The sequence below is a fragment of the Streptomyces sp. NPDC093018 genome (assembly GCF_040684035.1).
Lineage (GTDB): Bacteria > Actinomycetota > Actinomycetes > Streptomycetales > Streptomycetaceae > Streptomyces > Streptomyces murinus.
In genome coordinates, this window is sequence record NZ_JBFBFF010000003.1 from 361,292 (window position 1) to 388,179 (window position 26,888).

General features: G+C 70.9%; 22 protein-coding genes. 21 read left to right on the top strand and 1 reads right to left on the bottom strand.

Features of this window, described 5'->3' with window-relative positions; genetic code table 11:
• The first annotated feature begins 151 nt into the window (after nucleotides 1-151).
• From rsmH to AB0N90_RS09040, 16 genes are all read left to right on the top strand, one after another.
• The gene (rsmH, locus tag AB0N90_RS08965) at nucleotides 152-1,108 is read left to right on the top strand and encodes a 16S rRNA (cytosine(1402)-N(4))-methyltransferase RsmH (protein ID WP_361671026.1); all 957 of its coding nucleotides are present in this window, start codon (nucleotides 152-154) and stop codon (nucleotides 1,106-1,108) included.
• Between the two features lie 57 nt (nucleotides 1,109-1,165).
• Nucleotides 1,166-1,723 carry a septum formation initiator family protein gene (locus tag AB0N90_RS08970; RefSeq protein WP_365194244.1) on the top strand — a complete coding sequence of 186 codons (558 nt, stop codon included), beginning with the start codon at nucleotides 1,166-1,168 and terminating at the stop codon, nucleotides 1,721-1,723.
• Between the two features lie 5 nt (nucleotides 1,724-1,728).
• Nucleotides 1,729-3,681, top strand: coding sequence for a penicillin-binding protein 2 (locus AB0N90_RS08975; RefSeq protein ID WP_361671020.1), 1,953 nt, complete (start codon nucleotides 1,729-1,731; stop codon nucleotides 3,679-3,681).
• 163 nt (nucleotides 3,682-3,844) lie between these two features.
• Complete coding sequence (locus AB0N90_RS08980) at nucleotides 3,845-5,365, top strand: UDP-N-acetylmuramoyl-L-alanyl-D-glutamate--2,6-diaminopimelate ligase (protein ID WP_365194246.1); 1,521 nt, start codon at nucleotides 3,845-3,847, stop codon at nucleotides 5,363-5,365.
• Nucleotides 5,366-5,369: 4 nt separating this feature from the next.
• Nucleotides 5,370-6,776, top strand: coding sequence for a UDP-N-acetylmuramoyl-tripeptide--D-alanyl-D-alanine ligase (gene murF, locus AB0N90_RS08985; RefSeq protein WP_037653088.1), 1,407 nt, complete (start codon nucleotides 5,370-5,372; stop codon nucleotides 6,774-6,776).
• Complete coding sequence (gene mraY, locus AB0N90_RS08990; RefSeq protein WP_085564303.1) at nucleotides 6,773-7,846, top strand: phospho-N-acetylmuramoyl-pentapeptide-transferase; 1,074 nt, start codon at nucleotides 6,773-6,775, stop codon at nucleotides 7,844-7,846. The genes murF and mraY overlap by 4 nt, the downstream gene beginning before the upstream one ends.
• Nucleotides 7,828-9,264, top strand: a complete 1,437-nt coding sequence (murD, locus tag AB0N90_RS08995; protein WP_365194248.1) for a UDP-N-acetylmuramoyl-L-alanine--D-glutamate ligase — start codon at nucleotides 7,828-7,830, stop codon at nucleotides 9,262-9,264. The genes mraY and murD overlap by 19 nt, the downstream gene beginning before the upstream one ends.
• A gap of 68 nt (nucleotides 9,265-9,332) precedes the next feature.
• Nucleotides 9,333-10,694, top strand: coding sequence for a putative lipid II flippase FtsW (gene ftsW / locus AB0N90_RS09000; protein WP_361671012.1), 1,362 nt, complete (start codon nucleotides 9,333-9,335; stop codon nucleotides 10,692-10,694).
• A gap of 6 nt (nucleotides 10,695-10,700) precedes the next feature.
• The gene (murG, locus tag AB0N90_RS09005; RefSeq protein ID WP_346079769.1) at nucleotides 10,701-11,789 is read left to right on the top strand and encodes an undecaprenyldiphospho-muramoylpentapeptide beta-N-acetylglucosaminyltransferase; all 1,089 of its coding nucleotides are present in this window, start codon (nucleotides 10,701-10,703) and stop codon (nucleotides 11,787-11,789) included.
• 26 nt (nucleotides 11,790-11,815) lie between these two features.
• A complete protein-coding gene (locus tag AB0N90_RS09010) occupies nucleotides 11,816-12,610 on the top strand; it encodes an FtsQ-type POTRA domain-containing protein (protein ID WP_365194252.1) in 795 nt (264 codons plus the stop codon).
• Nucleotides 12,611-12,889: 279 nt separating this feature from the next.
• Nucleotides 12,890-14,098, top strand: a complete 1,209-nt coding sequence (gene ftsZ / locus AB0N90_RS09015; protein ID WP_361671006.1) for a cell division protein FtsZ — start codon at nucleotides 12,890-12,892, stop codon at nucleotides 14,096-14,098.
• Nucleotides 14,095-14,823 carry a peptidoglycan editing factor PgeF gene (gene pgeF, locus AB0N90_RS09020; RefSeq protein ID WP_365194255.1) on the top strand — a complete coding sequence of 243 codons (729 nt, stop codon included), beginning with the start codon at nucleotides 14,095-14,097 and terminating at the stop codon, nucleotides 14,821-14,823. Before ftsZ ends, pgeF begins: the two co-directional genes overlap by 4 nt.
• A gap of 6 nt (nucleotides 14,824-14,829) precedes the next feature.
• Nucleotides 14,830-15,549 (top strand): YggS family pyridoxal phosphate-dependent enzyme, encoded by a 720-nt coding sequence (locus AB0N90_RS09025; protein ID WP_365194258.1) that lies wholly within the window; start codon nucleotides 14,830-14,832, stop codon nucleotides 15,547-15,549.
• Between the two features lie 127 nt (nucleotides 15,550-15,676).
• On the top strand, nucleotides 15,677-16,318 hold the full coding sequence (gene sepF, locus AB0N90_RS09030) for a cell division protein SepF (RefSeq protein ID WP_111582403.1): 642 nt from the start codon (nucleotides 15,677-15,679) through the stop codon (nucleotides 16,316-16,318).
• A gap of 59 nt (nucleotides 16,319-16,377) precedes the next feature.
• Complete coding sequence (locus AB0N90_RS09035; protein WP_037653106.1) at nucleotides 16,378-16,668, top strand: YggT family protein; 291 nt, start codon at nucleotides 16,378-16,380, stop codon at nucleotides 16,666-16,668.
• Nucleotides 16,669-16,722: 54 nt separating this feature from the next.
• A complete protein-coding gene (locus tag AB0N90_RS09040; RefSeq protein ID WP_085564297.1) occupies nucleotides 16,723-17,922 on the top strand; it encodes a DivIVA domain-containing protein in 1,200 nt (399 codons plus the stop codon).
• A 182-nt stretch (nucleotides 17,923-18,104) separates the two neighbouring features.
• Here AB0N90_RS09040 and ileS read toward each other — a convergent pair whose 3' ends face one another.
• Entirely contained in the window at nucleotides 18,105-21,281 is a 3,177-nt protein-coding gene (gene ileS / locus AB0N90_RS09045) for an isoleucine--tRNA ligase (RefSeq protein WP_365194261.1), read from the bottom strand.
• A gap of 593 nt (nucleotides 21,282-21,874) precedes the next feature.
• On the opposite strand from ileS, the gene AB0N90_RS09050 reads away from it, so the two are divergent.
• The 5 genes from AB0N90_RS09050 (at nucleotide 21,875) to AB0N90_RS09070 (ending at nucleotide 26,786) form a co-directional block, all read left to right on the top strand.
• Nucleotides 21,875-22,921: a TraR/DksA family transcriptional regulator gene (locus tag AB0N90_RS09050; protein WP_365194264.1), complete on the top strand. Its 1,047-nt coding sequence runs from the start codon at nucleotides 21,875-21,877 to the stop codon at nucleotides 22,919-22,921.
• A gap of 67 nt (nucleotides 22,922-22,988) precedes the next feature.
• The gene (locus AB0N90_RS09055) at nucleotides 22,989-23,576 is read left to right on the top strand and encodes a signal peptidase II (protein ID WP_361670989.1); all 588 of its coding nucleotides are present in this window, start codon (nucleotides 22,989-22,991) and stop codon (nucleotides 23,574-23,576) included.
• A gap of 85 nt (nucleotides 23,577-23,661) precedes the next feature.
• Entirely contained in the window at nucleotides 23,662-24,606 is a 945-nt protein-coding gene (locus AB0N90_RS09060; RefSeq protein WP_361670986.1) for an RluA family pseudouridine synthase, read from the top strand.
• Entirely contained in the window at nucleotides 24,603-25,070 is a 468-nt protein-coding gene (locus AB0N90_RS09065; protein ID WP_361670983.1) for a GNAT family N-acetyltransferase, read from the top strand. Before AB0N90_RS09060 ends, AB0N90_RS09065 begins: the two co-directional genes overlap by 4 nt.
• A gap of 129 nt (nucleotides 25,071-25,199) precedes the next feature.
• Nucleotides 25,200-26,786 carry a Na+/H+ antiporter gene (locus AB0N90_RS09070; RefSeq protein ID WP_361670980.1) on the top strand — a complete coding sequence of 529 codons (1,587 nt, stop codon included), beginning with the start codon at nucleotides 25,200-25,202 and terminating at the stop codon, nucleotides 26,784-26,786.
• The last annotated feature ends 102 nt before the right edge of the window (nucleotides 26,787-26,888 follow it).

A 26,888-nucleotide genomic window follows, 5' to 3' on the forward strand; every position in this document is an offset into this window, starting at 1 on the left:
GATCCGTCTCCCCGCGTGCGCGGCGCGTACGTACGGCTCGGCCTCCTCCCGCTCCCCGGTCGGCTGACGCTTCCGGCGCCGGCCGCCCCCCTGTTCACGAGCTGGCGGGGCCCGCGGTGCGCACGTCGCCTCGCCGGAATGAGAGGCCCCCTTGAGCCAGAGTCGACACGTCCCGGTGATGCTCCAGCGGTGCCTGGACCTGCTGGCACCCGCCCTGGAGCGCCCGGGAGCGGTGGTCGTCGACTGCACCCTGGGCCTCGGCGGGCACAGCGAGGCGCTGCTGGCCCGGTTCCCCGAGGCCCGCCTGATCGGCCTCGACCGGGACAAGGAGGCGCTGCGCCTGTCGGGGGAGCGCCTCGCGCCCTTCGGCGAGCGGGCCACCCTGGTGCACGCCGTCTACGACGAACTGCCCGACGTCCTGGAGCGGCTGCGCATCCCGCGCGTCCAGGGCGTCCTGTTCGACCTCGGCGTGTCCTCCATGCAGCTGGACGAGGCCGACCGCGGCTTCGCCTACGCCCAGGACGCGCCGCTCGACATGCGCATGGACCAGACGACCGGCATGAGCGCCGCCGAGGTCCTCAACACCTACCCGGCGGGCGAACTGGTGCGCATCCTGCGCGCGTACGGCGAGGAGAAGCAGGCCAAGCGGATCGTCGGGGCGATCGTGCGCGAGCGCGAGAAGGAGCCGTTCAGCAACAGCGCCCGCCTGGTGGAGCTGATCCGCGACGCGCTGCCGCAGGCCGCCAAGCGCACCGGCGGCAACCCGGCCAAGCGCACCTTCCAGGCGCTGCGCATCGAGGTCAACGGCGAACTGTCGGTCCTGGAGCGGGCGATCCCGGCGGCCGTGCAGGCCCTCGCCGTCGGCGGGCGGGTCGCCGTGCTGTCGTACCACTCGCTGGAGGACCGGCTGGTCAAACAGGTGTTCGCGGCGGGGGCGGCGAACACCGCGCCGCCCGGACTGCCGGTGGTGCCCGAGCGCTACCAGCCGCGGCTCAAGCTGCTCACCCGCGGTGCCGAACTTCCCACCGAGGAAGAGATCGCCGAGAACCGCCGGGCCGCCCCCGCCAGGCTGCGGGGTGCCGAGCGCATCAGGGAGGACGCCGAGTGAGCCGGACGGGTGGGCTGGTCTCCGGGACCTCGGTCCTCGGAACTCACTGGGGGAGCGGTGCCTAGGAAACCCGAACTGAAGGGGCGGGCCGCGCGGCTCGCCCGGCTCTTCCCGGCCGGCCGCGCCAAGGCCGCACGCACCCCGTTCGTCCTCCTCGTCGTCCTGCTCCTCGGCGGTGGCCTCATCGGGCTGCTGGTGCTGAACTCCGCTCTGAGCGAGGGCTCGTTCAAACTCGCCGATCTCCAGAAGCGGACCCAGAGCCTCACCGACGAGGAACAGGCCCTCCAGCGGGACATCGACGCCTACTCGTCCCCCGACGCCCTGCAGCGCCGGGCCCGCCAGCTCGGCATGGTCCCCGGCGGCGACCCCGCCTTCCTCGACCCGGACGGCACCGTCAAGGGCGTACCCGGCGCCGCCACCCCCGAGGCGGCGGTCCTGGAGGGCCCGCCCGCCCCCGAGGCCCTGGGCCGCCTCACCCCGCCGCCCGGTCTCCCGGCCACCCCCACCCCGGTGACCGGGGCGCAGCGCCCCGCACCGCCCGGAGGCACCACCTCCGCGGTCCCGGCCGCCTCCGCCACCCCCCAGTCCGCTCCCACCCCGACCCCCGGCAGGTGACGGAAGTGTCCGACAGGGAACCCCCGCGCCGCCGCGTGCCCCGCCCCGCGAAGCCGTCCCGGCCGCAGGGCGCCGTACGCCGGCAGGCAGGGCCCGGCGCCCGCCCGGTGCGGCGCCCGAGCGCGGGCCGGGTGCCCGCCCAGCGACCGCTGCGGCTCGGCAGCCCCCGGCCCCGGCTGCGCCTGGTGGGCCTCGCCCTCGGCCTGGTGCTGGCCGTCTTCGTCGTACGACTGCTCCAGGTGCAGGCCGTGGAGGCCAGCGCGTACGCGGCGAAGGCCGAGGTCAACCGGTACGTCGTCCATACGCTGGCCGCCGAGCGCGGCGGTATCACCGACCGCAACGGCGTGGCCCTCGCCGTCAGTGAGGACGCCTACGACATCACGGCCGACCCGACGATGTTCAGCGCCAAGCAGCTGAAGATCGCCGACGGACCCGAGCGGGCCGCCGCCCTCCTCGCGCCGATCCTCGGCCAGGACCAGGCCGCCCTGGTCAAGAAGCTGCGGCCCGCCGACAAGAACTCCCGCTACGCGCGGCTCGCCACCCGGCAGACCCCCCAGGTCTGGAAGCAGATCAAGGACCTGAGGTCGGCCCTCGCCCAGAAGGCCGGCACCGCCAACGTCCTCGCCGGGGTCTTCGCCGACCCCAGCAGCCAGCGCGTGTACCCCAACGGCGACCTCGCCGCCGGGATACTGGGCTGGGTGAACGCCGACGGGCAGGGCGGCGGCGGCATCGAGCAGATGCTGCAGAAGCAGCTCGCCGGGAAGAACGGCAAGATCCGCTACGCCCAGTCCGGCGGCCGCGAGGTGCCCACCGCGGGCTCCGCCGAGACGCCCGCCGTGCCCGGCTCCGACGTCGAGCTGACCATCGACCGCGACATCCAGTGGGCGGCCCAGAACGCCATCACCGAACAGGTGAAGAAGTCCAAGGCCGACCGCGGCTATGTCGTCGTCCAGGACACCCGCACCGGCCAGATCCTCGCCATGGCCGACGCGCCGGGGTTTGACCCCAACGACCTCTCCAAGGCGAACCCGGACGCCCTCGGCAACGCGGCCGTCCAGGACGCCTACGAGCCCGGCTCCACCGCCAAGGTGATGTCCATGGCCGCCGTCCTCGAGGAGAACGCGGCGACCCCGCTCACCCATGTCGTCGTGCCCAACCGGCTGCACCGCGGCGACCGGCTCTTCCAGGACGACGTCGACCACGCCACCTGGGACCTCACGCTCAACGGCGTGCTCGCCAAGTCCAGCAACATCGGCACCATCCTCGCCACCGGCCAGCTCGGCAAGACCCAGCCGCAGGCCAACAAGGTCCTCTACTCCTATCTGCGCAAGTTCGGCATCGGCGGCTACACCGGGCTGCACTTCCCGGGCGAGACCCCGGGCATCCTGGCGCCGCCGCAGAAGTGGTCCACCTCGCAGCAGTACACGATCCCTTTCGGCCAGGGCTTCTCCATCAACGCCCTCCAGGCCGCGTCCGTGTACTCGACCATCGCCAACGGCGGCGTCCGCGTCCAGCCGAGCCTGATCCGCGGCACCAAGGGACCCGACGGCCGGTTCACCCCCGCGGCCAAGCCCGAGGAGACCAGGGTCGTCAGCGCGAAGACCGCCAAGTCGGTCGCCGAGATGCTGGAGTCCGTGGTCGACGACGAACAGGGCACCGGCATCTCCGCGCGCATCCCCGGCTACAACGTCGCCGGTAAGACCGGCACCGCCAACCGAGTGGATCCGGCCACCGGCAGATACCGCGGCTACACCTCGTCCTTCGCCGGTTTCGCCCCCGCGGACAAGCCCCGCATCACGGTCTACTGCGCCATCCAGAACGCCACCTCCGGCGGCTACTTCGGCGGCCAGATCTGCGGGCCCATCTACAAGAAGGTCATGGAGTTCGCCCTGAAGACCCTCCAGGTCCCGCCCACCGGCGCGCCGGCCGCGAACCTGCCGGTCGCCTACAAGCCCTGACCAGCACCGAAAGCACAGGATCCAGCCAGTGACAACGATCACCCCGGGACCCGGGAACCACCGGCCCCCCGAGCCCTCGCTTCGCTCCGAGGCCGGTACGCCCGGTACGCTCACCGCCGTGCCACACGCTGATCAGTCCCAAACCACCCAGAAGGGCGCTTCCGTGACATATCCGGGACCGCCGCGACCGGTCCACGTCTCCGCCACACCCCTCGCGGAGCTGGCCGATCAGCTGGGTGCCGCCGCCCCGGACGCCACCGCCGAGATCACCGGAATCACCCACGACTCGCGCGCCGTCCGCCCCGGCGACCTGTACGCCGCCCTCCCGGGCGCCCGCCTGCACGGCGCCGACTTCGTCACCCAGGCCGCCGGCCTCGGCGCGACCGCCGTGCTCACCGACCCGACCGGCGCCGAGCGCGCCGCCGCGACCGGACTGCCGGTCCTGGTGGTGCCCGACCCGCGGGCCCGGATGGGCGAACTGGCCACCACCATCTACGGCCACCCGGGGCGCGACCTGCTCCAGATCGGCATCACCGGCACCTCCGGCAAGACCACCACGGCCTACCTGGTCGAGGGCGGCCTGCGGACCGCGAAGGCCACCGGCCTGATCGGCACCGTCGAGATGCGCATCGGCGACGAGCGCATCAAGTCCGAGCGCACCACCCCCGAAGCCACCGATCTCCAGGCCCTGTTCGCCGTCATGCGCGAACGCGGCGTCGAGGCGGTCGCCATGGAGGTCTCCAGCCACGCCCTGGTCCTCGGCCGGGTCGACGGCTGCGTCTTCGACATCGCGGTCTTCACCAACCTCAGCCCGGAACACATGGAGTTCCACTCCGACATGGAGGACTACTTCCGGGCCAAGGCACAGCTCTTCACGCCGAAACGCAGCAAACTCGGCGTCGTCAACGTGGACGACGAGTACGGCCGCCGCCTCGCCGCCGAGGCCACCGTGCCCGTCGTCACCTTCTCCGCCGAGGGCCATCCGGACGCCGACTGGCGCGCCGAGCACGTCCAGGTCGGCCCGCTGGACTCGACGTTCACGGTCCTCGGCCCGAACGGCGAGCGGGTGCAGGCCAGGTCGCCGCTGGCCGGCCCCTTCAACGTGGCGAACACCCTCGCCGCCGTCGTCGCCCTCGCCGCGGCCGGCCTCGACGCGCAGACCGCCGCCGACGGCATCGCCGCCGTCCCGGGCGTCCCCGGCCGCCTGGAGCGCGTCGACGCCGGACAGCCCTACCTCGCGGTCGTGGACTACGCCCACAAGACCGACGCGGTCGAGTCGGTGCTGAAGGCGCTGCGCAAGGTCACCAAGGGCCGGCTGCACATCGTCCTGGGCTGCGGCGGCGACCGCGACCAGACCAAGCGCGTCCCGATGGGCGCCGCCGCGGCCCGGCTCGCCGACACGGCCGTACTGACATCGGACAACCCCCGCTCCGAGGACCCGCTCGCGATCCTCGCGACCATGCTCCAGGGCGCGGCCTCCGTGCCCGCGCACGAGCGCGGCGAGGTGCTCCTCTTCGAGGAGCGGGCCGCCGCCATCGCCGCCGCCGTGGGCCGCGCCCAGGCCGGCGACACCGTGCTGGTCGCGGGCAAGGGCCATGAGCAGGGCCAGGACATCGCCGGTGTGGTCCGTCCCTTCGACGACCGCCAGGTGCTTCGCGAAGCTATCCAGCAGACCCAGGGATGAACTTGTGATCGCCCTCTCCCTCGCCGAGATCGCAGCTGTCGTCGGCGGGCAGACGCACGACATACCGGATCCGTCCGTGCAGGTCACCGGACCGGTCGTCCGGGACTCCCGGGAGGTGGTGCCCGGCAGCCTGTTCGCCGCATTCGTCGGCGAGCGCGTGGACGGCCACGACTTCGCACCGCAGGTCGTCGAGGCGGGCGCGGTCGCCGTACTGGCGTCGCGCCCCGTCGGCGTGCCCGCGATCGTGGTCGAGGACGTCCAGAACGCCCTCGGCGCCCTCGCCCGGCATGTCGTCGCCCGGCTCGGCGCGACCCTCGTCGCCCTGACCGGCTCGGCCGGCAAGACCAGTACCAAGGACCTCATCGCCCAGGTGCTGAGCGGCAAGGCGCCGACGGTGTTCACACCGGGCTCGTTCAACAACGAGATCGGGTTGCCGCTGACCGCCCTCACCGCGACCGAGGAAACCCGTTTCCTGGTCCTGGAGATGGGCGCCCGCGGCATCGGCCACATCCGCTACCTCACCGGCCTCACCCCGCCGCGGATCGGCGTCGTCCTCAACGTCGGCACCGCCCACATCGGCGAGTTCGGCGGGCGCGAGCAGATCGCCCAGGCCAAGGGCGAGATCATCGAGGGGCTGCCCGAGGACGGCGCGGCCGTCCTCAACGCCGACGATCCGCTGGTGCGCGCCATGGCACCGCGTACCAAGGCGAAGGTGATTCTTTTCGGAGAGTCGGCCGAAGCGGACGTACGTGCCGAGAATGTACGACTCACGGACACCGGACAGCCCACCTTCAGGCTTCACACACCCTCCGGTGCATCTGATGTGACCATGCGCCTGTACGGTGAGCATCACGTGTCGAACGCGCTCGCCGCGGCCGCCGTCGCCCATGAGCTGGGCATGTCCGCGGAAGAGATCGCCACCGCGCTCTCCGGAGCGGGCTCCCTCTCCCGCTGGCGCATGGAGGTCACCGAGCGCCCGGACGGCGTGACCATCGTCAACGACGCCTACAACGCCAACCCCGAGTCCATGCGGGCCGCCCTTCGGGCACTCGCGGCGATGGGCAGGGGACGGCGTACATGGGCGGTGCTCGGCAAGATGGCCGAGCTGGGGGACGAGGCGCTCGCCGAGCACGACGCCGTCGGACGGCTCGCCGTCCGGCTCAACGTCAGCAAGCTCGTCGCCGTCGGGGGGATTGAGGCCTCCTGGCTGCAACTGGGCGCATATAACGAGGGTTCGTGGGGTGAGGAGTCGGTGCACGTGTCCGACGCACAGGCGGCGATCGACCTGTTGCGCAGCGAGTTGCGCCCGGGGGACGTCGTCCTCGTGAAGGCGTCCCGTTCGGTGGGGCTCGAAGGTGTCGCCGCGGCGCTGCTGGAGACCGGTGCCGAGGGTGAGGTTGCCGCCCGATGATGAACCAGATCCTGTTCTCGGGTGTCATTGGCCTCTTCCTCACCCTGGTCGGCACCCCGCTGCTGATCAAGCTGCTGGCCCGCAAGGGCTATGGCCAGTTCATCCGTGACGACGGCCCGCGCGAGCACCTCAGCAAGCGCGGTACGCCGACCATGGGCGGTATCGCCTTCATCTTCGCCACGGTCGCCGCGTACTTCCTGTCCAAGGTGATCGCCGGCAAGCCGCCGTCCTTCTCCGGTCTGCTGGTGCTCGGCCTGATGGTCGGCATGGGCCTGGTCGGCTTCCTGGACGACTACATCAAGATCGTCAAGCGGCGTTCGCTGGGTCTGCGCGCCAAGGCGAAGATGGCCGGCCAGCTGATCGTCGGCATCTCCTTCGCCGTCCTGGCGCTGATGTTCCCCGACTCCCGCGGCAACACCCCGGCCTCCACCAAGCTGTCGTTCATCACGGACTTCGGCTGGTCGATCGGCCCGGTGCTGTTCGTGATCTGGGCGCTGTTCATGATCCTCGCGATGTCGAACGGCGTGAACCTGACCGACGGTCTGGACGGCCTCGCCACCGGCGCCTCCGTCCTGGTCTTCGGCGCCTACACGTTCATCGGCGTCTGGCAGTACCAGGAGTCCTGTGCCAACGCGCAGACCCTGACCAACCCGGCCGCCTGCTACGAGGTGCGCGATCCGCTCGACCTCGCCGTGGTCGCCTCCGCGCTGATGGGCGCCTGCCTGGGCTTCCTGTGGTGGAACACGTCCCCGGCGAAGATCTTCATGGGCGACACCGGCTCGCTCGCCCTCGGCGGTGTCCTCACCGGTCTGGCCATCCTCTCCCGCACGGAGCTGCTGGTGGCCATCATGGGCGGCCTGTTCGTCCTCATCACCATGTCGGTCGTCATCCAGGTCGGCTCCTTCCGGCTCACCGGGAAACGCGTCTTCCGGATGGCACCACTCCAGCACCACTTCGAACTCAAGGGCTGGTCCGAGGTCTTGGTCGTGGTCCGCTTCTGGATCATCCAAGGCATCTGTGTGATCGTCGGACTCGGCCTCTTCTACGCGGGATGGGCAGCGGAAAAGTGACCACCGGCTCGGCGCCCTTCGACTTCCAGGGCAAGCACGTCACCGTCGCGGGACTCGGCGTCTCCGGCATCCCGGCGGCCAAGGTGCTGCACGCGCGCGGCGCGCTCGTCACCGTCGTCAACGACGGCGACGACGCCCGCGCCCGCGAGCAGGCCGAGGGCCTGGAGGCACTCGGCGTCACCGTGCGCCTGGGTGACGGCGCGACCCTCCCCAAGGGCACCGAGCTGATCGTCACCACCCCCGGCTGGGGGCCCGGCAAGCCGCTCTTCCGGGCGGCCGCCGAGGCGGGCGTGCCGGTCTGGGGCGACGTGGAGCTGGCCTGGCGGCTGCGGGGGCCCGACGCGGCCCCCTGGCTGGCCGTCACCGGCACCAACGGCAAGACCACCACCGTGCGGATGCTCGCCGCCATCCTGGAGGCGGCCGGCCTGCGCACGGCGGCCGTCGGCAACATCGGCGTCTCGCTGCTGGACGTCGTCCTCTGCGAGGAGACGTACGACGTCCTCGCCGTGGAGCTGTCCAGCTACCAGCTGCACTGGGCGCCCTCGCTGCGCGCCCACTCGGCCGTCGTCCTCAACCTCGCGCCCGACCACCTCGACTGGCACGGCTCCATGGAGGCGTACGCCGCCGACAAGGGCCGTATCTACGCGGGCAACCAGGTCGCCTGCGTCTACAACGTGGCCGACAAGGCCACCGAGGACCTGGTGCGCGAGGCCGATGTGGAAGAGGGCTGCCGGGCCATCGGATTCACCCTCGGCACCCCCGGGCCCTCCCAACTCGGCGTCGTGGACGGCATCCTGGTCGACCGCGCCTTTGTGGAGAACCGGCAGAAGAACGCGCAGGAGCTGGCCGAGGTCTCCGACGTCCGGCCGCCGGCCCCGCACAACATCGCCAACGCCCTCGCGGCGGCGGCCCTCGCGCGCGCCTTCGGGGTGCCCGCCCAGGCCGTACGGGACGGACTGCGCTCCTTCCGGCCGGACGCCCACCGCATCAAGCACGTCGCCGACCTCGACGGCGTGGCCTACGTGGACGACTCCAAGGCCACCAACACCCATGCCGCGCAGGCATCGTTGGCGGCGTACGAGTCGATCGTGTGGATCGCGGGCGGCCTCGCCAAGGGCGCGACCTTCGACGAACTGGTCGCCGCCTCGGCGAAGCACCTGCGCGCCGTCGTCCTGATCGGCGCCGACCGGGCCCTGATCCGCGAGGCCCTCGCGCGACACGCCCCGGAAGTACCCGTGGTCGACCTCGACCGGACCGACACTGGGGCGATGCTCCAGGCGGTGACGGAGGCCAAGCGGCTCGCGGTCGCCGGGGACACGGTGCTCCTCGCTCCGGCCTGCGCCTCCATGGACATGTTCACCAACTACAACCAGCGCGGTGACGCGTTCGCGACGGCGGTCGGCGAACTCCGCGCCTGACCCCGGCCGCCCGCCGGGCGGATCCTGGGAGGGACGCGAGGGGCGGCCGACGTCCAGTGGAGGCGCCGATGCCCAGTAGCCGTACCGGAAAACCCCCTGTGCAGCGGGCGTCCCGGCGTCCCGCCGTCCCTGGTTCCAGGCGCGAGAACCCCGTACGGCGGCTCGTCACCCGCGCCCGGCGGGCCTGGGACCGGCCGCTGACGGCCTATTACCTGATCGTCGGCGGCAGCATGCTGATCACGGTGCTCGGCCTGGTGATGGTCTACTCGGCCTCCCAGGTCACCGCGCTCCAGATGTCGCTGCCCGGCTCGTACTTCTTCCGCAAGCAGCTGCTGGCCGCGGTGATCGGCGGCATCCTGCTGTTCGCGGCCTCCCGGATGCCGGTGAAACTGCACCGGGCGCTGGCCTATCCGATCCTCGCGGGCGCCGTCTTCATGATGGCCCTGGTGCAGGTCCCCGGGATAGGGATGTCGGTCAACGGCAACCAGAACTGGATCTCCCTCGGCGGCTCCTTCCAGATCCAGCCCAGCGAGTTCGGCAAGCTCGCCCTGGTGCTGTGGGGCGCCGACCTGATCGCCCGCAAGCAGGAGCGGAAACTGCTGACCCAGTGGAAGCACATGCTGGTGCCGCTGGTGCCGGCCGCCTTCCTGCTGCTCGGACTGATCATGCTCGGCGGCGACATGGGAACCGCGATCATTCTCACAGCGATCCTGTTCGGACTGCTGTGGCTCGCGGGCGCCCCGACCCGGCTGTTCGCGGGCGTGCTGTCGGTCGCGGTCGTGATCGGGGTGATCCTGATCGAGACCAGCCCCAACCGGATGGCCCGCCTCGCCTGCATCGGAGCCACCGAACCCCGGGCCCAGGGCGCCGACTGCTGGCAGGCCGTGCACGGCATCTACGCGCTCGCCTCCGGCGGACTCTTCGGCTCCGGGCTCGGCGCGAGTGTGGAAAAATGGGGTCAACTGCCGGAAGCGCACACCGACTTCATCTTCGCGGTCACCGGTGAGGAACTGGGCCTGGCGGGGACACTGTCGGTGCTCGCTCTGTTCGCGGCTCTAGGCTATGCGGGTATCCGCGTGGCCGGACGCACGAAAGACCCCTTCGTGAGGTACGCCGCGGGAGGCGTGACCACCTGGATCATCGCTCAGGCGGTGATCAACATCGGTGCGGTGCTCGGTCTGCTGCCGATCGCCGGTGTCCCGCTCCCGCTGTTCTCCTACGGAGGATCCGCCCTGCTGCCGACCATGTTCGCCATCGGGCTGCTGATCGCGTTCGCGCGTGACGACCCCGCTGCGCGGACGGCGCTTGCGCTGCGGCAACCTCGCTTTGGTAGAAAGCGGGCGGGAGGCTCCGGTGCGGATCGGGGGCCTCGGAGATGGAACACGATGCGACGGCGTGCCTCGGCGGCGCGTTCGTCCGGAGAGCGGTGAATTTCGGTGCATGTCGTACTCGCCGGTGGGGGGACCGCCGGCCACATCGAGCCCGCGCTCGCCCTCGCGGACGCCCTGCGCAGGCAGGACCCGAGCGTGGGGATCACGGCCCTGGGCACGGAGCGTGGCCTGGAGACCCGGCTCGTCCCGGAGCGCGGCTACGAGCTGGCGCTGATCCCCGCGGTGCCGCTGCCACGCAAGCCCACCCCGGAGCTGATCACCGTCCCGGGCCGGCTGCGCGGCACCATCAAGGCCGCCGAGCAGATCCTCGAACGCACCAAGGCGGACGCCGTGGCCGGCTTCGGCGGCTATGTCGCGCTGCCCGCCTACCTCGCCGCCAAGCGGCTCGGCGTGCCCATCGTGATCCACGAGGCCAACGCCCGCCCGGGCCTGGCCAACAAGATCGGGTCCCGGTACGCGGCGCAGGTCGCCGTCTCCACGCCGGACAGCAAGCTGCGCGGCTCCCGCTACATCGGCATCCCGCTGCGCCGCTCCATCGCCACCCTGGACCGCGCGGCCGTGCGCCCGGAGGCCCGGCACCGCTTCGGCCTCGACCCCAACCTGCCCACGCTGCTGGTCTCCGGCGGCTCGCAGGGCGCGCGCCGGCTCAACGAGGTCGTCCAGCAGGTCGCCCCGTGGCTCCAGCAGGCCGGTATCCAGATCCTGCACGCGGTCGGCCCGAAGAACGAACTGCCGCATGTGCAGCAGATGCCGGGGATGCCCCCCTATATCCCGGTAAGTTACCTGGACCGGATGGACCTCGCGTACGCCGCGGCCGACATGATGCTCTGCCGCGCGGGCGCGATGACCGTCGCCGAACTCTCCGCCGTCGGACTGCCGGCCGCCTATGTACCGCTGCCCATCGGCAACGGTGAACAGCGGCTGAACGCCCAGCCGGTGGTCAAGGCGGGCGGCGGACTCCTCGTGGACGACGCGGAACTGACGCCCGAGTGGGTGCAGCACCAGGTGCTGCCCGTGCTCGCCGACCCGCACCGGCTCTACGAGATGTCGCGCGCCGCCAGCGAGTTCGGCCGCCGGGACGCCGACGAGCTGCTCGTCGGCATGGTGTACGAGGCCATCGCCTCGCGCCGTTAGGACCGTATGACGAAAGGGTAGTGAGGGTGGCCGGACCGACGACTCGCGAACGCGGGGAACGCCAGCAGGAGTCGTCCGGCCCGCCGCTCGTCCGAAGGATAAAGCGACTACGTCTTCGTACGATCGTCATCCTGGCCGTGCTCGTGGTGCTCGTAGCGGCCGGTTCCGTATGGGTGTTGTACGGCTCCTCATGGCTGCGCGTCGAGCGGGTCCCGGTCTCCGGTACCCAGGTGCTGACGCCCGCCGAGGTGCGTGACGCCGCCGCCGTACCGGTGGGGGCGCCTCTGGTGTCGGTCGACACCGGTGCCATCGCGGACCGAATGCGCCGCAAACTGCCACGAATTGACACGGTCGACGTGTCCCGTTCCTGGCCGCACGGCATCGAGCTGAAGGTGACCGAGCGAACCCCGGTCCTCCTGGTGCGAAAAGGAAAGAATTTCATCGAAGTCGACCACAAGGGTGTCCGGTTCGCCACGATCGCGCAGGCACCCAAGGGCGTTCCGCTGCTGCGGATGTCCGTGTCCTCGTCGGGCTCGGCCGCCGCGAGCCTGCGGCGCTTCGGGACCGACCGGCTGGTGCGCGAGGCGGTCCTGGTGGCCGGTGAACTGCCGGGCCCCGTCAGGCGCCTCACCGGCACCGTCGAGGTGCACTCCTACGACGACATCCGGCTGCGGTTGGCCGACGGCCGCACCGTCGCCTGGGGGAGCGGGGAGGACGGCCGCGCCAAGGCGCGGACCCTCACGGCACTCATGAAAGCAGCTTCCGGCGCACGCCACTTCGACGTCAGCGTTCCCACCGCCCCTGTGTCATCGGCGAGTTGACGCGCATCAGTGCAGGCCAGCACCCTGGTTGGGCACCGCTATGGCTGATCACATAGGGTGAAAAGAAAAACGGGAGGTTCGGCGTGTTCGTTGAACGGGCGCCACTTGTCGACTTAGTGTCCTGTTCAGAAGACTCCAGGGAACAGACACACTGGTAACCCTAAACTTCAGGCTTAGGGTTCGGGTCGGCGCTACGGACCGTCCCAATTCGGCATCTGTCGTCACGGCGCGGGCAACCGCCCGCGGCGGCGACGTAATTCGAGGCGAGAGGCCTTCGACGTGGCAGCACCGCAGAACTACCTCGCAGTCATCAAGGTCATCGGTGTCGGCGGCGGTGGTGTCAATGCCATCAACCGGATGATCGAGGTCGGTCTCAAGGGTGTCGAGTTCATCGCCATCAACACCGACGCGCAGGCGCTGTTGATGAGCGACGCCGACGTCAAGCTGGACGTCGGCAGGGAACTCACCCGCGGACTCGGCGCCGGCGCCAACCCGGCCGTCGGCCGCAAGGCCGCCGAGGACCACCGCGAGGAGATCGAGGAGGTCCTCAAGGGGGCCGACATGGTCTTCGTGACCGCCGGTGAAGGCGGCGGCACCGGCACCGGCGGCGCACCCGTCGTGGCCAACATCGCGCGCTCCCTTGGCGCCCTCACCATCGGCGTGGTCACGCGCCCGTTCACCTTCGAGGGACGGCGCCGCGCGAACCAGGCCGAGGACGGCATCGCGGAGCTGCGCGAAGAGGTGGACACCCTCATCGTCATCCCGAACGACCGGCTGCTGTCCATCTCGGACCGCCAGGTCTCGGTCCTGGACGCCTTCAAGTCCGCCGACCAGGTCCTGCTCTCCGGTGTCCAGGGCATCACCGACCTCATCACCACCCCGGGCCTGATCAACCTGGACTTCGCCGACGTGAAGTCGGTGATGTCCGAGGCAGGTTCGGCCCTCATGGGCATCGGCTCGGCCCGCGGCGACGACCGCGCGGTGGCCGCGGCCGAGATGGCGATCTCCTCGCCGCTCCTGGAGGCGTCCATCGACGGCGCCCGGGGCGTGCTGCTCTCCATCTCCGGCGGCTCCGACCTCGGCCTCTTCGAGATCAATGAGGCGGCCCAGCTGGTCAGCGAGGCCGCCCACCCCGAGGCCAACATCATCTTCGGCGCGGTCATCGACGACGCCCTCGGCGACGAGGTCCGCGTCACCGTGATCGCGGCCGGCTTCGATGGCGGTCAGCCGCCGGCCCGCCGCGAGAACACCCTGGGCGCGGCCTCCACTTCGGCCCCCGCCCGCCGCGAGGAGCCGACGCCGGTACGGCAGTCCGAGAGCCGTCCGTCCTTCGGCTCGCTCGGCAGCGTGAAGCCGAAGGAGGAGCCGGAGCCGGCCCCCGAGCCGGTGGCCGACCTCCCGGTCGCGCCGCCGCTCACCCCGGCGCCGCGCCCCGCCTACTCGGACAGCGCGGCCGAGGAGCTGGACGTCCCGGACTTCCTGAAGTGATAGGTCGGCGCGAGAGCGTGAGCGGCGCGCACTTCGCCTTCACCGACAGGTGGGGCGGGGTGAGCGCCGCTCCGTATGAGGAGCTGAACCTCGGCGGCGCCGTCGGCGACACGCCCGAGGCGGTGGCGGCCAACAGGAAACTGGCCGCCACGTCGCTCGGCCTGGACCCCGCCCGCGTGGTGTGGATGAACCAGGTGCACGGCGCCGAGGTGGCCGTGGTGGACGAGCCCTGGGGCACCCGACCGGTGCCGGAGGTCGACGCCCTCGTCACCGCCCGGCGCGGACTCGCCCTCGCGGTCCTCACCGCCGACTGCGTGCCGGTGCTGCTCGCCGACCCCGTCGCCAAGATCGCCGCCGCGGCCCACGCGGGCCGGCCCGGCATGGTCAAGGGGGTCGTCCCCGCCGCCGTACGGGCCATGGTCGAACTCGGCGCCGCACCCGAGCGGATCGTCGCGCGCACCGGACCGGCCGTCTGCGGCCGGTGCTACGAGGTACCCGAGACCATGCGGGCCGAGGTGGCGGCGGTGGAGCCGACGGCGCACGCCGAAACCAGCTGGGGCACACCGGCGGTCGACGTGAGCGCCGGAGTGCACGCGCAGCTCGACCGGCTCGGGGTGTGCGACCGGGCGCATTCGCCGGTGTGCACGCTGGAGTCGGGGGACCACTTCTCATACCGTCGCGACCGCACCACCGGGCGGCTCGCGGCCTATGTCTGGCTGGACTGATGGGGAATGACGGACCGTAAGACCGAACTCGCCGAGAATCTGGCGAATGTGGAGGAGCGCATCGCCCGCGCCTGCACGGCCGCGGGCCGGCGGCGGGAGGAGGTGACCCTGATCGTGGTCACCAAGACCTACCCGGCGAGCGATGTGCGGATCCTGTCGGGGCTCGGTGTGCGCCATGTCGCCGAGAACCGCGACCAGGACGCCGCGCCGAAGGCGGCGGCTTGTGCGGATCTGCCCCTGAAGTGGCACTTTGTCGGCCAGTTGCAGACCAACAAGGTGCGTTCCGTGGTCGGTTACGCCGATGTCGTGCAGTCGATCGACCGCGCACGGCTCGTCACCGCACTGTCCAAGGAGGCGGTGCGCGCCGGGCGCGAGGTGGGGTGCCTGATCCAGGTCGCGCTCGACGCGGACGCGAGCGGACGGGGGGAGCGCGGGGGCGTGGCCCCCGAGGGAATCGAAGAGTTGGCCGACCTCGTCGCCGGCTCGCCCGGACTGCGGCTCGACGGACTGATGACCGTGGCTCCGCTCACCGGCGAGTACGCGGGACGCGAACAGGCGGCGTTCGAGCGCCTCATGGATTTGTCGACCGACCTGCGCCGAGCCCATCCGGCTGCAACCATGGTGTCGGCAGGGATGAGTGCGGACCTGGAGCAGGCCGTGGCGGCCGGGGCGACACATGTGCGCGTCGGCACTGCGGTACTCGGTGTCCGTCCCCGGCTCGGGTAACGTCGCCAAGAAGTCGGACCACAGCAGAAAATATGGTCAGTGTTCGCGAAACGGACACAACGACCGCGTGGATCGCGGGCACTTGGCAGTCGTCAGCCGATCCACCACAGAGCGGAGGACTCAGAGCATGGCCGGCGCGATGCGCAAGATGGCGGTCTACCTCGGCCTCGTGGAGGACGATGGGTACGACGGCCGCGGATTCGACCCCGATGACGATTTCGAGCCCGAGTTGGACCCGGAGCCCGAGCGGGACCACCGGCGGCACGAGCCGCTGCATCAACCGCATGAGGCACATCAGCCCCAAAGGGATGAATCGGTGCGAGTGGTGCAGCCTCCGGCGCCTCGCGAACCGGTGTCCCGGGCGGCTTCGCTACCCGCGGAATCCGGTCGCCCGGCGCGGATCGCACCCGTGGCGTCCATCACACAAGAACGTCAGTCCCTGGAGAAGAACGCGCCGGTGATCATGCCCAAGGTCGTGTCCGAACGAGAGCCTTACCGGATCACCACATTGCACCCACGGACCTACAACGAGGCCCGTACCATCGGGGAACACTTCCGTGAGGGCACCCCGGTGATCATGAATCTGACTGAGATGGATGACACAGACGCCAAGCGACTTGTCGACTTTGCGGCCGGTTTGGTGTTTGGTCTTCACGGCAGTATCGAGCGGGTGACGCAGAAGGTGTTCCTGTTGTCTCCTGCTAACGTCGATGTCACGGCGGAGGACAAGGCCCGCATCGCAGAGGGCGGGTTCTTCAACCAGAGCTGAGACGCAGACCGGACCGCAGTACGCAAGAGCTCGGAACAGGGGAGAGGGAAACACAGGCCATGGGCGTGTTCGCGCAGGTGATCTACATCGCGCTGATGGTGTTTCTCGTCGTGCTCATCTTCCGGCTGGTCATGGACTACGTCTTCCAGTTCGCCCGCTCATGGCAACCCGGCAAGGCGATGGTGGTCGTACTGGAGGCCACCTACACTGTCACCGATCCACCGCTGAAGCTTCTGCGGCGGTTCATTCCGCCGCTGCGTCTCGGGGGCGTGGCGCTAGACCTGTCCTTCTTCGTACTGATGATCATCGTCTACATTCTCATCGCCATCGTGCAGAACTTCGTGAGATGAGCGTGTGGACGATCCGGTCTTGCCGACTGCCGATGACTACGTTGAGGTGAAGAGATGCCGTTGACCCCCGAGGACGTGCGGAACAAGCAGTTCACGACCGTCCGCCTCCGAGAAGGCTATGACGAGGACGAGGTCGATGCCTTCCTCGATGAGGTCGAAGCCGAACTGACCCGTCTGCTCCGGGAGAACGAGGACCTGCGCGCGAAGCTGGCTGCCGCCACGCGAGCCGCGGCGCAGAACCAGCAGAACTCCCGGAAGCCTCCGGAGCAGGAACAGCAGCAGCAGGGCATGCGAGGTCCCGGCGCTCCGGTACCCGCCGGCATATCGGGCCCGCCGCAGCAGCAGATGGGTGGCCCCATGGGTGGTCCGCCCCAGCTGCCGAGCGGTGCCCCGCAGCTGCCCGCCGGTCCCAGTGGGCAGGGAGGTCCGCAGGGTCCCGGCCCGATGGGCCAGGGTCCGATGGGACAGGGCCCGATGGGCCAGGGCTCCATGGGTCAGGGTGGCATGGGCCAGGGCGGTATGGGCCAAGGCGGCATGGGCCAGGGCCCGATGGGCGGTCAGCCGCCCATGCAGCAGCAGATGGGTGGCCCCATGGGCGGTCCGATGGGTGGCCCGATGGGCGGTCCCATGGGCGGTCCCGGTCAGGGCCCCGGTGGCGACAGCGCCGCCCGTGTCCTCTCGCTGGCCCAGCAGACCGCCGACCAGGCGATCGCCGAGGCCCGTTCCGAGGCCAACAAGATCGTCGGCGAGGCCCGCAGCCGCGCCGAGGGTCTGGAGCGTGACGCCCGAGCCAAGGCCGACGCCCTGGAGCGGGACGCGCAGGAGAAGCACCGCGTCGCGATGGGCTCCCTGGAGTCCGCTCGCGCCACGCTGGAGCGCAAGGTCGAGGACCTGCGCGGCTTCGAACGCGAGTACCGCACGCGCCTGAAGTCGTACCTGGAGTCGCAGCTGCGTCAGCTGGAGACCCAGGCGGACGACTCGCTGGCCCCGCCGCGTACCCCGGCCGCCGCGTCCCTGCCGCCGTCCCCGGCGCCCTCCATGGCTCCGGCCGGCGCGAGTGCCCCGTCCTACGGCGGCAACCAGACGATGGGTGGTTCGCCCGCTCAGACGTCCGGTCCGTCCTACGGCGGTCAGCAGCAGATGACGCCCGCCATGACCCAGCCGATGGCTCCGGTCCGCCCGCAGGGCCCGTCCCCGATGGGCCAGGCCCCCTCGCCGATGCGCGGTTTCCTGATCGACGAGGACGACAACTGAGCGCCGGCCACGGTGAGTAGTACGCCATAGGCGTCGGCAGCGCTGAGAACGCGGCCCCGGACTTCGGTCCGGGGCCGCGTTCTTGTGTGCGGTGTGCGGTGCACGGTGGCTTTTTCCACCCACCGAAAAGGGCCCGCCCTCCGGAACCGGAGGACAGGCCCTTCCCAAGCGGCTGGCGGCGCCTACGCCTTGCGCAGCCGGAACACCAGGCTCAGACCCTCGTCGGTGAAGGCGTCCCCGTAGCTGTCGTCGGCCTCGCCCTGGGCGAAGTCCGTCGCCAGGACCTCGTCCGCGATCAGCTCGGCATGCTCACCGAGCGCCGCGATCACCGCCGGGTCGGTGGACGTCCAGCGCAGCGCGATCCGGTCCGCGACATCCAGACCGCTGTTCTTGCGCGCCTCCTGGATGAGCCGGATCGCGTCACGGGCGAGCCCCGCCCGGCGCAGCTCCTCCGTGATCTCCAGGTCCAGCGCCACCGTCGCACCGGAGTCGGACGCCACCGACCAACCCTCGCGCGGCGTCTCGGTGATGATCACCTCGTCCGGCGCCAGGGTGACCGTCTCACCGTCGACCTCCACCGAGGCCGTGCCCTGCCGCAGCGCCAGCGACAGCGCGGCGGCGTCGGTGGCGGCGATCGCCTTGGCCACGTCCTGCACCCGCTTGCCGAACCGCTTGCCCAGCGCACGGAAGTTGGCCTTGGCCGTGGTGTCCACCAGGGAGCCGCCGACCTCCGACAGCGAGGCCAGCGAGGAGACGTTCAGCTCCTCCGTGATCTGCGCGTGCAGTTCGCGGTCCAGGGTCTCGAAGCCGCTCGCCGCGATCAGCGCACGGGACAGCGGCTGACGCGTCTTGACGCCCGACTCGGCACGCGTGGCACGGCCCAGCTCCACCAGCCGGCGCACCAGCACCATCTGCTTCGACAGCTCCGGGTCGATCGAACCGAGGTCCGTCTCCGGCCAGGACGCCAGGTGCACCGACTCCGGCGCGTCCGGGGTGACCGGCGCGATCAGGTCCTGCCACACCCGCTCGGTGATGAACGGGGTGATCGGCGCCATCAGCCGGGTGACCGTCTCCAGCACCTCGTGCAGCGTGCGCAGCGCGGCCTTGTCGCCCTGCCAGAAGCGGCGGCGCGAACGGCGGACGTACCAGTTGGACAGGTCGTCGACGAACGCGGACAGCAGCTTGCCGGCGCGCTGGGTGTCGTACCCCTCAAGGGCCTGCGTCACCTGGTCGGTGAGCGCGTGCAGTTCGGACAGCAGCCAGCGGTCCAGCAGCGGGCGCTCGGCCGGGGCCGGGTCGGCCGCGCTCGGCGCCCAGTTCGACGTACGGGCGTACAGCGCCTGGAAGGCAACCGTGTTCCAGTACGTCAGCAGCGTCTTGCGGACGACCTCCTGGATGGTGCCGTGGCCCACCCGGCGCGCCGCCCACGGGGAGCCGCCCGCGGCCATGAACCAGCGCACCGCGTCCGCGCCGTGCTGGTCCATCAGCGGGATCGGCTGGAGGATGTTGCCCAGGTGCTTGGACATCTTGCGGCCGTCCTCGGCGAGGATGTGGCCGAGGCACACGACGTTTTCGTACGAGGACTTGTCGAACACCAGGGTGCCGACGGCCATCAGCGTGTAGAACCAGCCGCGGGTCTGGTCGATGGCCTCGGAGATGAACTGGGCCGGGTAACGGCTCTCGAACAGCTCCTTGTTCTTGTACGGGTAGCCCCACTGCGCGAACGGCATCGAACCCGAGTCGTACCAGGCGTCGATGACCTCCGGCACGCGCGTGGCCGTACCGCCGCAGCCCTCGTGCGGGCAGGCGAAGGTGATCGCGTCGATGTACGGGCGGTGCGGGTCGAGCTCGGACTGGTCGGTGCCGGTCAGCTCGGACAGTTCGGCGCGGGAGCCGACGCAGGTGAGGTGGTCGTCCTCGCAGCGCCAGATCGGCAGCGGGGTGCCCCAGTAGCGGTTGCGGGACAGCGCCCAGTCGATGTTGTTGTTCAGCCAGTCGCCGAAGCGGCCGTGCTTGACCGTGTCCGGGAACCAGTTGGTCTTCTCGTTCTCCTGGATCAGACGGTCCTTGATGGCCGTCGTACGGATGTACCAGGAGGGCTGCGCGTAGTAGAGCAGCGCGGTGTGGCAGCGCCAGCAGTGCGGGTAGCTGTGCTCGTACGGCAGATGCCGGAAGAGCAGGCCGCGCTGCCCCAGGTCCTCGGTGAGCCGTTCGTCGGCCTTCTTGAAGAAGACGCCGCCGACCAGCGGCACGTCCTCCTCGAAGGTGCCGTCGGGGCGCACCGGGTTGACGACGGGCAGTCCGTAGGAGCGGCAGACCTTGAGGTCGTCCTCACCGAAGGCGGGGGACTGGTGGACCAGGCCCGTACCGTCCTCGGTGGTCACGTAGTCGGCGTTCACCACGTAGTGGGCCGGCTCCGGGCTGTGCCCATCGGTTCCCTCGCTGACGCTCGGGAACTCGATCAGCTCGAACGGGCGCTGGTAGGTCCAGCGCTCCATCTCGGCGCCGGTGAAGGTCTGTCCGGTGGGCTCCCAGCCCTCGCCGAGCGCCTTGGCGAGCAGCGGCTCGGCGACGACGACCTTCTCCTCGCCGTTCGTGGCGACGACGTAGGTGACCTCCGGGTGGGCGGCGACCGCCGTGTTGGAGACCAGGGTCCAGGGGGTCGTCGTCCACACCAGGAGCGCGGCCTCGCCGGCCAGCGGGCCGGAGGTGAGCGGGAAGCGGACGTACACCGAGGGGTCGACGACCGTCTCGTAGCCCTGCGCCAGCTCGTGGTCGGACAGGCCGGTGCCGCAGCGCGGGCACCAGGGGGCGACGCGGTGGTCCTGGACCAGCAGGCCCTTGCCGAAGATCTCCTTCAGCGACCACCAGACGGACTCCACGTACTCCGGGTCCATGGTCCGGTAGGCGTCGTCCAGGTCGACCCAGTAGCCCATGCGGGTCGTCAGCTCGGCGAAGGCGTCGGTGTGCCGGGTCACGGACTCGCGGCACTTGTCGTTGAACTCGGCGATGCCGTACGCCTCGATGTCCTGCTTGCCGGAGAAGCCCAGCTCCTTCTCCACGGCCAGCTCCACGGGCAGGCCGTGGCAGTCCCAGCCGGCCTTGCGGGCCACGTGGTAGCCGCGCATGGTGCGGAAGCGGGGGAAGACGTCCTTGAAGACGCGCGCCTCGATGTGGTGGGCGCCGGGCATGCCGTTGGCGGTGGGCGGGCCTTCGTAGAACACCCATTCGGGGCGGCCCTCGGACTGCTCCAGGGTCTTGGCGAAGATCTTCTGCTCGCGCCAGAAGTCGAGCACGGCGTGCTCAAGCGCGGGCAGGTCGACCTGTGCGGGCACCTGGCGGTACGTCGGCGCTGTCATCTGCGAGCATCCTCCAACGGACTTGCTGCCTTCCGTCGGAGGGACGAGAGCTTCGATTCCTACGCCGTGTGCGGCGCGCTCCCGCGGTACCACCCTCCTTGGCCCGCCGCCGTGTCTCGGTCGCCGGTGGGCCCCCTCATTTGGGTTCGCGAAACCGGTTCTACTGGCCTGGCCCTGCGGCTGCGGCTTTCTTCCGGCGGCTCCGGGGTGATCTTCACGTCGCGCTCGCCCCCGGGCTTCCACCGTCCCCGGGTCGCTCTGGGCTGCGTACGCCGCTACTCGTCCCCATCCATGCTGCTCGCTGCGCCCAGTGTACGGCGCCGCGCGGACGGCGGCCGACCGCTTTTCGGGGCGCCGGCCATCGGCGGCCGGGCGCGGGACACGGGATGCCCCGAATGGCGAGGGTGCGGGGGGTGATGCCCGGCGTGGCGGATTACCCGGCGGGGAGCTGGGCACAACGGATGCAGGCCCGTCGCGCGGGGGGTGCGGCCGGGCGAATCGGGCGGTGTGCCCCGTTGCCGCGGGAGGCAAGTCGATTTATCGTCCCAGCACGATTCGCGAGCGAGATCACCCTATGTGAAGGGGTCGCGGCCATGGTGGCGAGAAAGAGCGCGAAGAAGACCGTGGCCGGGACGACGGATGCCGAGGAAACCACTGCCCGGAAGGCCGCTGCCAAGAAGGCGGCGGCGCGGCGGGCGGTGGCCGAGGAGGGGGACGGGAAGGCGGTGGCCAGGAAGGCCGCCGCCGAGAAGGGAGCCGCCGTGAAGCCGGTCCTGGAGCAGACGGGCGCGGCCGAGGAGGCCGCCGCCCACCCGGTGGCGAGGAAGACGGCCGCCGGGAAGACACCGGAGAAGAAACAGGCGGCGGCCGGGAAGAGCGCGGCGGCCGCGCCTGGGACGGCCGCGGCGCACAAGACCGCGCACGGGTCGGCCGCGGCGCAGAAGACCGCGGCCGGGAAGACGGCGGCCAAGAAGGCGGCCTCGAAGAAGCCGCCCGCCAGGAGGACCGCGGTCAAGGACACGGCGGCCGAGGACGCCACCGCGGCGGGCACCGCCGCCGGGAAGGCCACGAAGACCGCGGCCCGCAAGGCGGAGCCGGACGAGAAGAGCACGGCCAAGAAGGCGGGCGCGGCGCGGGCCGCGAAGCAGACGGGAGCCACGAAGGTGGTTGCGAAGAAGACCCCTGGCACGGCCACGGCGGACGACACCGCCGTCCCCAAGGCGCGCCTCGCCGCGGCGGACCCTGGCGAGCTGCCGGTGCGCCCCGGCGAGGATCCCTGGACCGAGCAGGAGGTCTCCGAGGCGCGTGCGGAGCTCCAGTCCGAGATGGAGCGGCTGCGGCGGGAGATCAGCTCGTCCGAGGAGTCCCTCGTCGGCCTGATGCGGGACTCCGGGGACGGTGCGGGCGACGACCAGGCCGACACCGGGACCAAGAACATCACCCGCGAGCACGAGCTGGCGCTGGCCGCCAACGCGCGCGAGATGCTCACCCAGACCGAACGCGCGCTCGAACGGCTGGACGCGGGCACCTACGGCCTGTGCGAGAACTGCGGCAATCCCATTGGCAAGGCCCGGATGCAGGCCTTCCCGCGGGCCACCCTGTGCGTGGAGTGCAAGCAGAAGCAGGAACGCCGCTCCTGAGCGTATGGGGCCGCGAAGGCGTGCCGTAGTCTCGTCCTCAGTCAGGTACCTAGGTCGAGGGACGCACGTGGCAGAGGCGGAGCGCATCATCAATACGCCGGACACCCCGGAGGACGGCGCACATCAGGCCCCCGAGCAGGCGCGGGACCAGGCACCGGAGCGGACCGGCCGCGGCCGCCGCCTCGCCGTGCTGTTCGCGGTGGCCGCGTTCGCCTACGCGCTCGACCTGATCAGCAAGATGCTGGTGGTGGCCAAGCTGGAGGGCCACGCGCCGATCAAGCTCGTCGGGGACCTGCTGGAGCTGAACGCCATCCGCAACCCGGGTGCCGCCTTCGGTTTCGGCGCGGCCTTCACCGTGATCTTCACGGTGATCGCCGCCTCGGTGATCGTGGTGATCATGAGGCTGGCCCGCAAGCTCTACAGCTTCCCCTGGGCCGTGGCGCTCGGCCTGCTGCTCGGCGGCGCGTTCGGCAACCTCACCGACCGGATCTTCCGCTCGCCCGGGGTCTTCAACGGCCAGGTCGTGGACTTCATCGCGCCCAAGGGCTTCGCCATCTTCAACCTCGCCGACTCGGCGATCGTGTGCGGCGGCATCCTGATCGTGCTGCTGTCCTTCCGCGGTCTCGACCCGGACGGCACGGTCCACAAGGACTGACGGCAGGGCCCCAAAGGACCGGGGCCGGGGCCGGTTTTCCACAGGCTCGGTCGGGGCCGTGCCGCCCGTCCGGCATACTCGACGGGTGAGCACGATTCCCGAGATCCGTACCCTGCCCGTGCCCGACGGCCTGGAGGGCGAGCGCGTCGACGCCGCCATCTCCCGCATGTTCGGCTTCTCCCGCACGAAGGCGGCCGAGCTGGCCGCGGCCGGCAAGGTGCAGGTCGACGGCGCGGTCGTCGGCAAGTCCGAGCGGGTGCACGGCGGCGCCTGGCTGGAGGTCGAGATGCCGCAGGCGCCCGCGCCGGTGCAGGTGGTCGCCGAGCCCGTCGAGGGCATGGAGATCGTGCATGACGACGATGACGTGCTGGTGATCGTCAAGCCGGTCGGCGTGGCCGCGCACCCCTCCCCGGGCTGGAACGGACCGACCGTGATCGGCGGTCTCGCCGCCGCCGGCTACCGGATCTCCACCTCCGGCGCCGCCGAGCGCCAGGGCATCGTGCACCGCCTGGACGTGGGCACCTCCGGCCTGATGGTGGTCGCCAAGTCGGAGTACGCGTACACCTCGCTCAAGCGCCAGTTCAAGGAGCGCACGGTCGACAAGCGCTACCACACCCTGGTCCAGGGCCACCCGGACCCGACGAGCGGCACCATCGACGCCCCGATCGGCCGCCATCCGAACCACGACTACAAGTGGGCGGTCACCGCCGACGGCAAGCCCTCGGTGACGCACTACGACCTCATCGAGGCATTCCGCGCCGCCTCCCTGCTCGATGTGAAGCTGGAGACCGGCCGCACCCACCAGATCCGCGTCCACATGGCCGCCCACCGCCACCCGTGCGTCGGCGACCTCACCTACGGCGCCGACCCCACCCTGGCCAAGCGGCTGCGCATCACCCGCCAGTGGCTGCACGCCGTGCGGCTCGGCTTCGAACACCCGGGCGACGGCCGCTGGGTGGAGTTCTCCTCCGACTACCCCGAAGACCTTCAGCAGGCCCTGGACCTGGTCCGCGAGGAGACCTACGGATGACCGGGGCCCCCGCGGTCCGCGTCGCCGAGGGTCCCGCCGACCTGGAGGCGTGCTTCGCGGTCCGCAAGGAGGTCTTCGTCCATGAGCAGGGCGTGGACGAAGCCATCGAGTACGACGCGTACGACGCCGTCGCCGTGCATGTGCTGGCCCTGCGCGCGGACGGCACCCCGCTGGGCACCGGCCGGCTGCTGACCGGAGAGGCGGCCGTCGCCAAGACCGGCGCGGACGCCTCCGTCGGCTCCCTCGGGCGGCTCGCGGTCTCCCGCCGGGCACGCGGGCTCGGTATCGGTGCCGCCCTGGTGCGGGCCATCGAGGACGCGGCCCGCGCGCGTGGCCTGGCCGCGGTGGACCTGCACGCGCAGACCCAGGCGCTCGGTTTCTACGAGCGGCTCGGCTACGCGGCGTACGGACCGGAGTTCCTGGACGCCGACATGCCCCACCGGGCGATGCGCCGCGCCCTGTAACCACCGGCACAAAAGCCGGTGAACGGGGTGCGGCGAAACCCCCCGGGGCGATGCCCCGGAACGGCCGGTGGCCGGGCGGCATGGCAGGCTTGAAGCCTCGCGTGCCATGTCGACCCCGGAGCGCCGGCCTTGGATCAGTTGGCTCTGTTGTTCGCCCTGCTGCTCGGGGCCCTGGTGAGCGTCCCGGTGGGCGACCGCCTCGGGGTGCCGGCCCCGGTGCTGATGACGCTGTTCGGCGGGGTCCTCGCGGTGGCCGACTTCGTGCCCAACGTGAACATCCCGCCCGAGCTGATCCTGCCCGGACTGCTGCCGCCGCTGCTCTACGCGGCCGTACGGCGCACCTCCTGGCGGCAGTTCACGACCAACAAACGCCCGATCCTGACCCTGGCCGTCGCCCTGGTGTTCGTGACCACGGTGTGCGTCGCCTTCGTGGCCCACGCGATCGTGCCCGGCCTGTCGGTCGCCGCCGCGGTGGCGCTCGGCGCGCTGATCGCCCCGCCCGACCCCGTCGCCGCGACCAGCGTCGCCGGACAACTCGGGCTGCCGCGCCGTCTGGTGTCGGTCCTGGAGGGCGAGGGGCTGTTCAACGACGTCACGGCCATCGTGCTCTACCACGTGGCGATCGCCGCCGCGGTGAGCGGACTGTTCTCGCCGTGGAAGGCCGGGCTCGCGCTGGTGCTGTCCGCCGTGGTCGCGGTGGCCGTGGGGCTGCTGCTCGGCTGGGGCGCGAACCGGGTGATGGACCTGCTGGGGGACCCGACCCTCCAGATCGGCCTGACCCTGCTGGTGCCGTACGCCTCCTATGTGCTCGCGGAGAAGCTCCAGGGCTCCGGCGTGCTCGCCGTGCTCACCACGGCCCTCTACCTCTCCGAGTACGCCACCGGCGCCGACGATGTGATGACCCGACTGGCGGGACACACCTTCTGGGACATCATCGACACCCTCGTCACCGGCGTCGCCTTCGGGCTGATCGGCCTGGAGCTGCACAACGCGATCCGTACGGCCAGCGGACGGTGGGGCGAGCTGCTCGGCTGGGCGGCGGCCGTCGCCGGGGTGGTGATCGTCGTACGACTGCTGTGGCTGCTCCCGGCGACCTGGCTGACCAAACGGCTGCACGCCCGGCGCGATGTGGAGGAGGAGATCCCGACCAGCCTGCGGGAGACGGTCGTGATGTGGTGGTCCGGGATGCGCGGGGTGGCCTCGGTCGCGCTGGCGCTGGCCATCCCCCTGGAGACCGACGCGGGCAAGCCCTTCCCGGACCGGGACGAGATCGTCTTCATCGCCTTCGGGGTGATCGTCGCCACCCTGGTGATCCAGGGGCTGACCCTGCCGTGGCTGGTCAGACGGCTGGGGGTGCAGGCCGACGCCGAGCGGGAGAAGGAGTCCGAGAAGGAGCTGGCGGTGCGCGCGGCCAAGGCGGCCAAGCGCCGGCTGCGGGAGATCGAGCAGGTGGAGGACCTGCCCGAGGAGCTGTCCGAGCAGATGCTGCGCCAGGCCTTCGACATCGGCATCCGGATCAGCCCCGACATGGGCGAGGAGGAGCGCCGCGAGGCACAGCACCAGCGGGCCAAGCGGCTGAAGCGGATCCGGCGCATCCAGGGCGAGATGCTCAGCGCCGCCCGGCACGAGGTGCTCGCGGCGCGCAGCGAACCGGGGATGGACCCGGAGATCGTGGACCGGATCCTGCGCCATCTCGATGTGCGCAGCCTGCGCTGACGGCGCTCGGCGGGCTGTGTATATCGGCCAGCTGTGTATATCCGGTCATACAAATACCTGGCGGCTGTGGACAACCGGAAGCGCCGTCGGCCGCGGACTCCT

Excerpts from the sequence above, each read along its gene's own strand:
- ileS (WP_365194261.1), bottom strand. The coding sequence starts at position 21,281 with ATGACAGCGCCGACGTACCGCCAGGTGCCCGCACAGGTCGACCTGCCC.
- murD (WP_365194248.1), top strand. The coding sequence starts at position 7,828 with ATGGGCAGCGGAAAAGTGACCACCGGCTCGGCGCCCTTCGACTTCCAG.
- AB0N90_RS09025 (WP_365194258.1), top strand. The coding sequence starts at position 14,830 with ATGACGGACCGTAAGACCGAACTCGCCGAGAATCTGGCGAATGTGGAG.
- sepF (WP_111582403.1), top strand. The coding sequence starts at position 15,677 with ATGGCCGGCGCGATGCGCAAGATGGCGGTCTACCTCGGCCTCGTGGAG.
- ftsW (WP_361671012.1), top strand. The coding sequence starts at position 9,333 with ATGCCCAGTAGCCGTACCGGAAAACCCCCTGTGCAGCGGGCGTCCCGG.
- AB0N90_RS09065 (WP_361670983.1), top strand. The coding sequence starts at position 24,603 with ATGACCGGGGCCCCCGCGGTCCGCGTCGCCGAGGGTCCCGCCGACCTG.
- mraY (WP_085564303.1), top strand. The coding sequence starts at position 6,773 with ATGATGAACCAGATCCTGTTCTCGGGTGTCATTGGCCTCTTCCTCACC.
- AB0N90_RS09035 (WP_037653106.1), top strand. The coding sequence starts at position 16,378 with ATGGGCGTGTTCGCGCAGGTGATCTACATCGCGCTGATGGTGTTTCTC.
- AB0N90_RS09050 (WP_365194264.1), top strand. The coding sequence starts at position 21,875 with ATGGTGGCGAGAAAGAGCGCGAAGAAGACCGTGGCCGGGACGACGGAT.
- AB0N90_RS09040 (WP_085564297.1), top strand. The coding sequence starts at position 16,723 with ATGCCGTTGACCCCCGAGGACGTGCGGAACAAGCAGTTCACGACCGTC.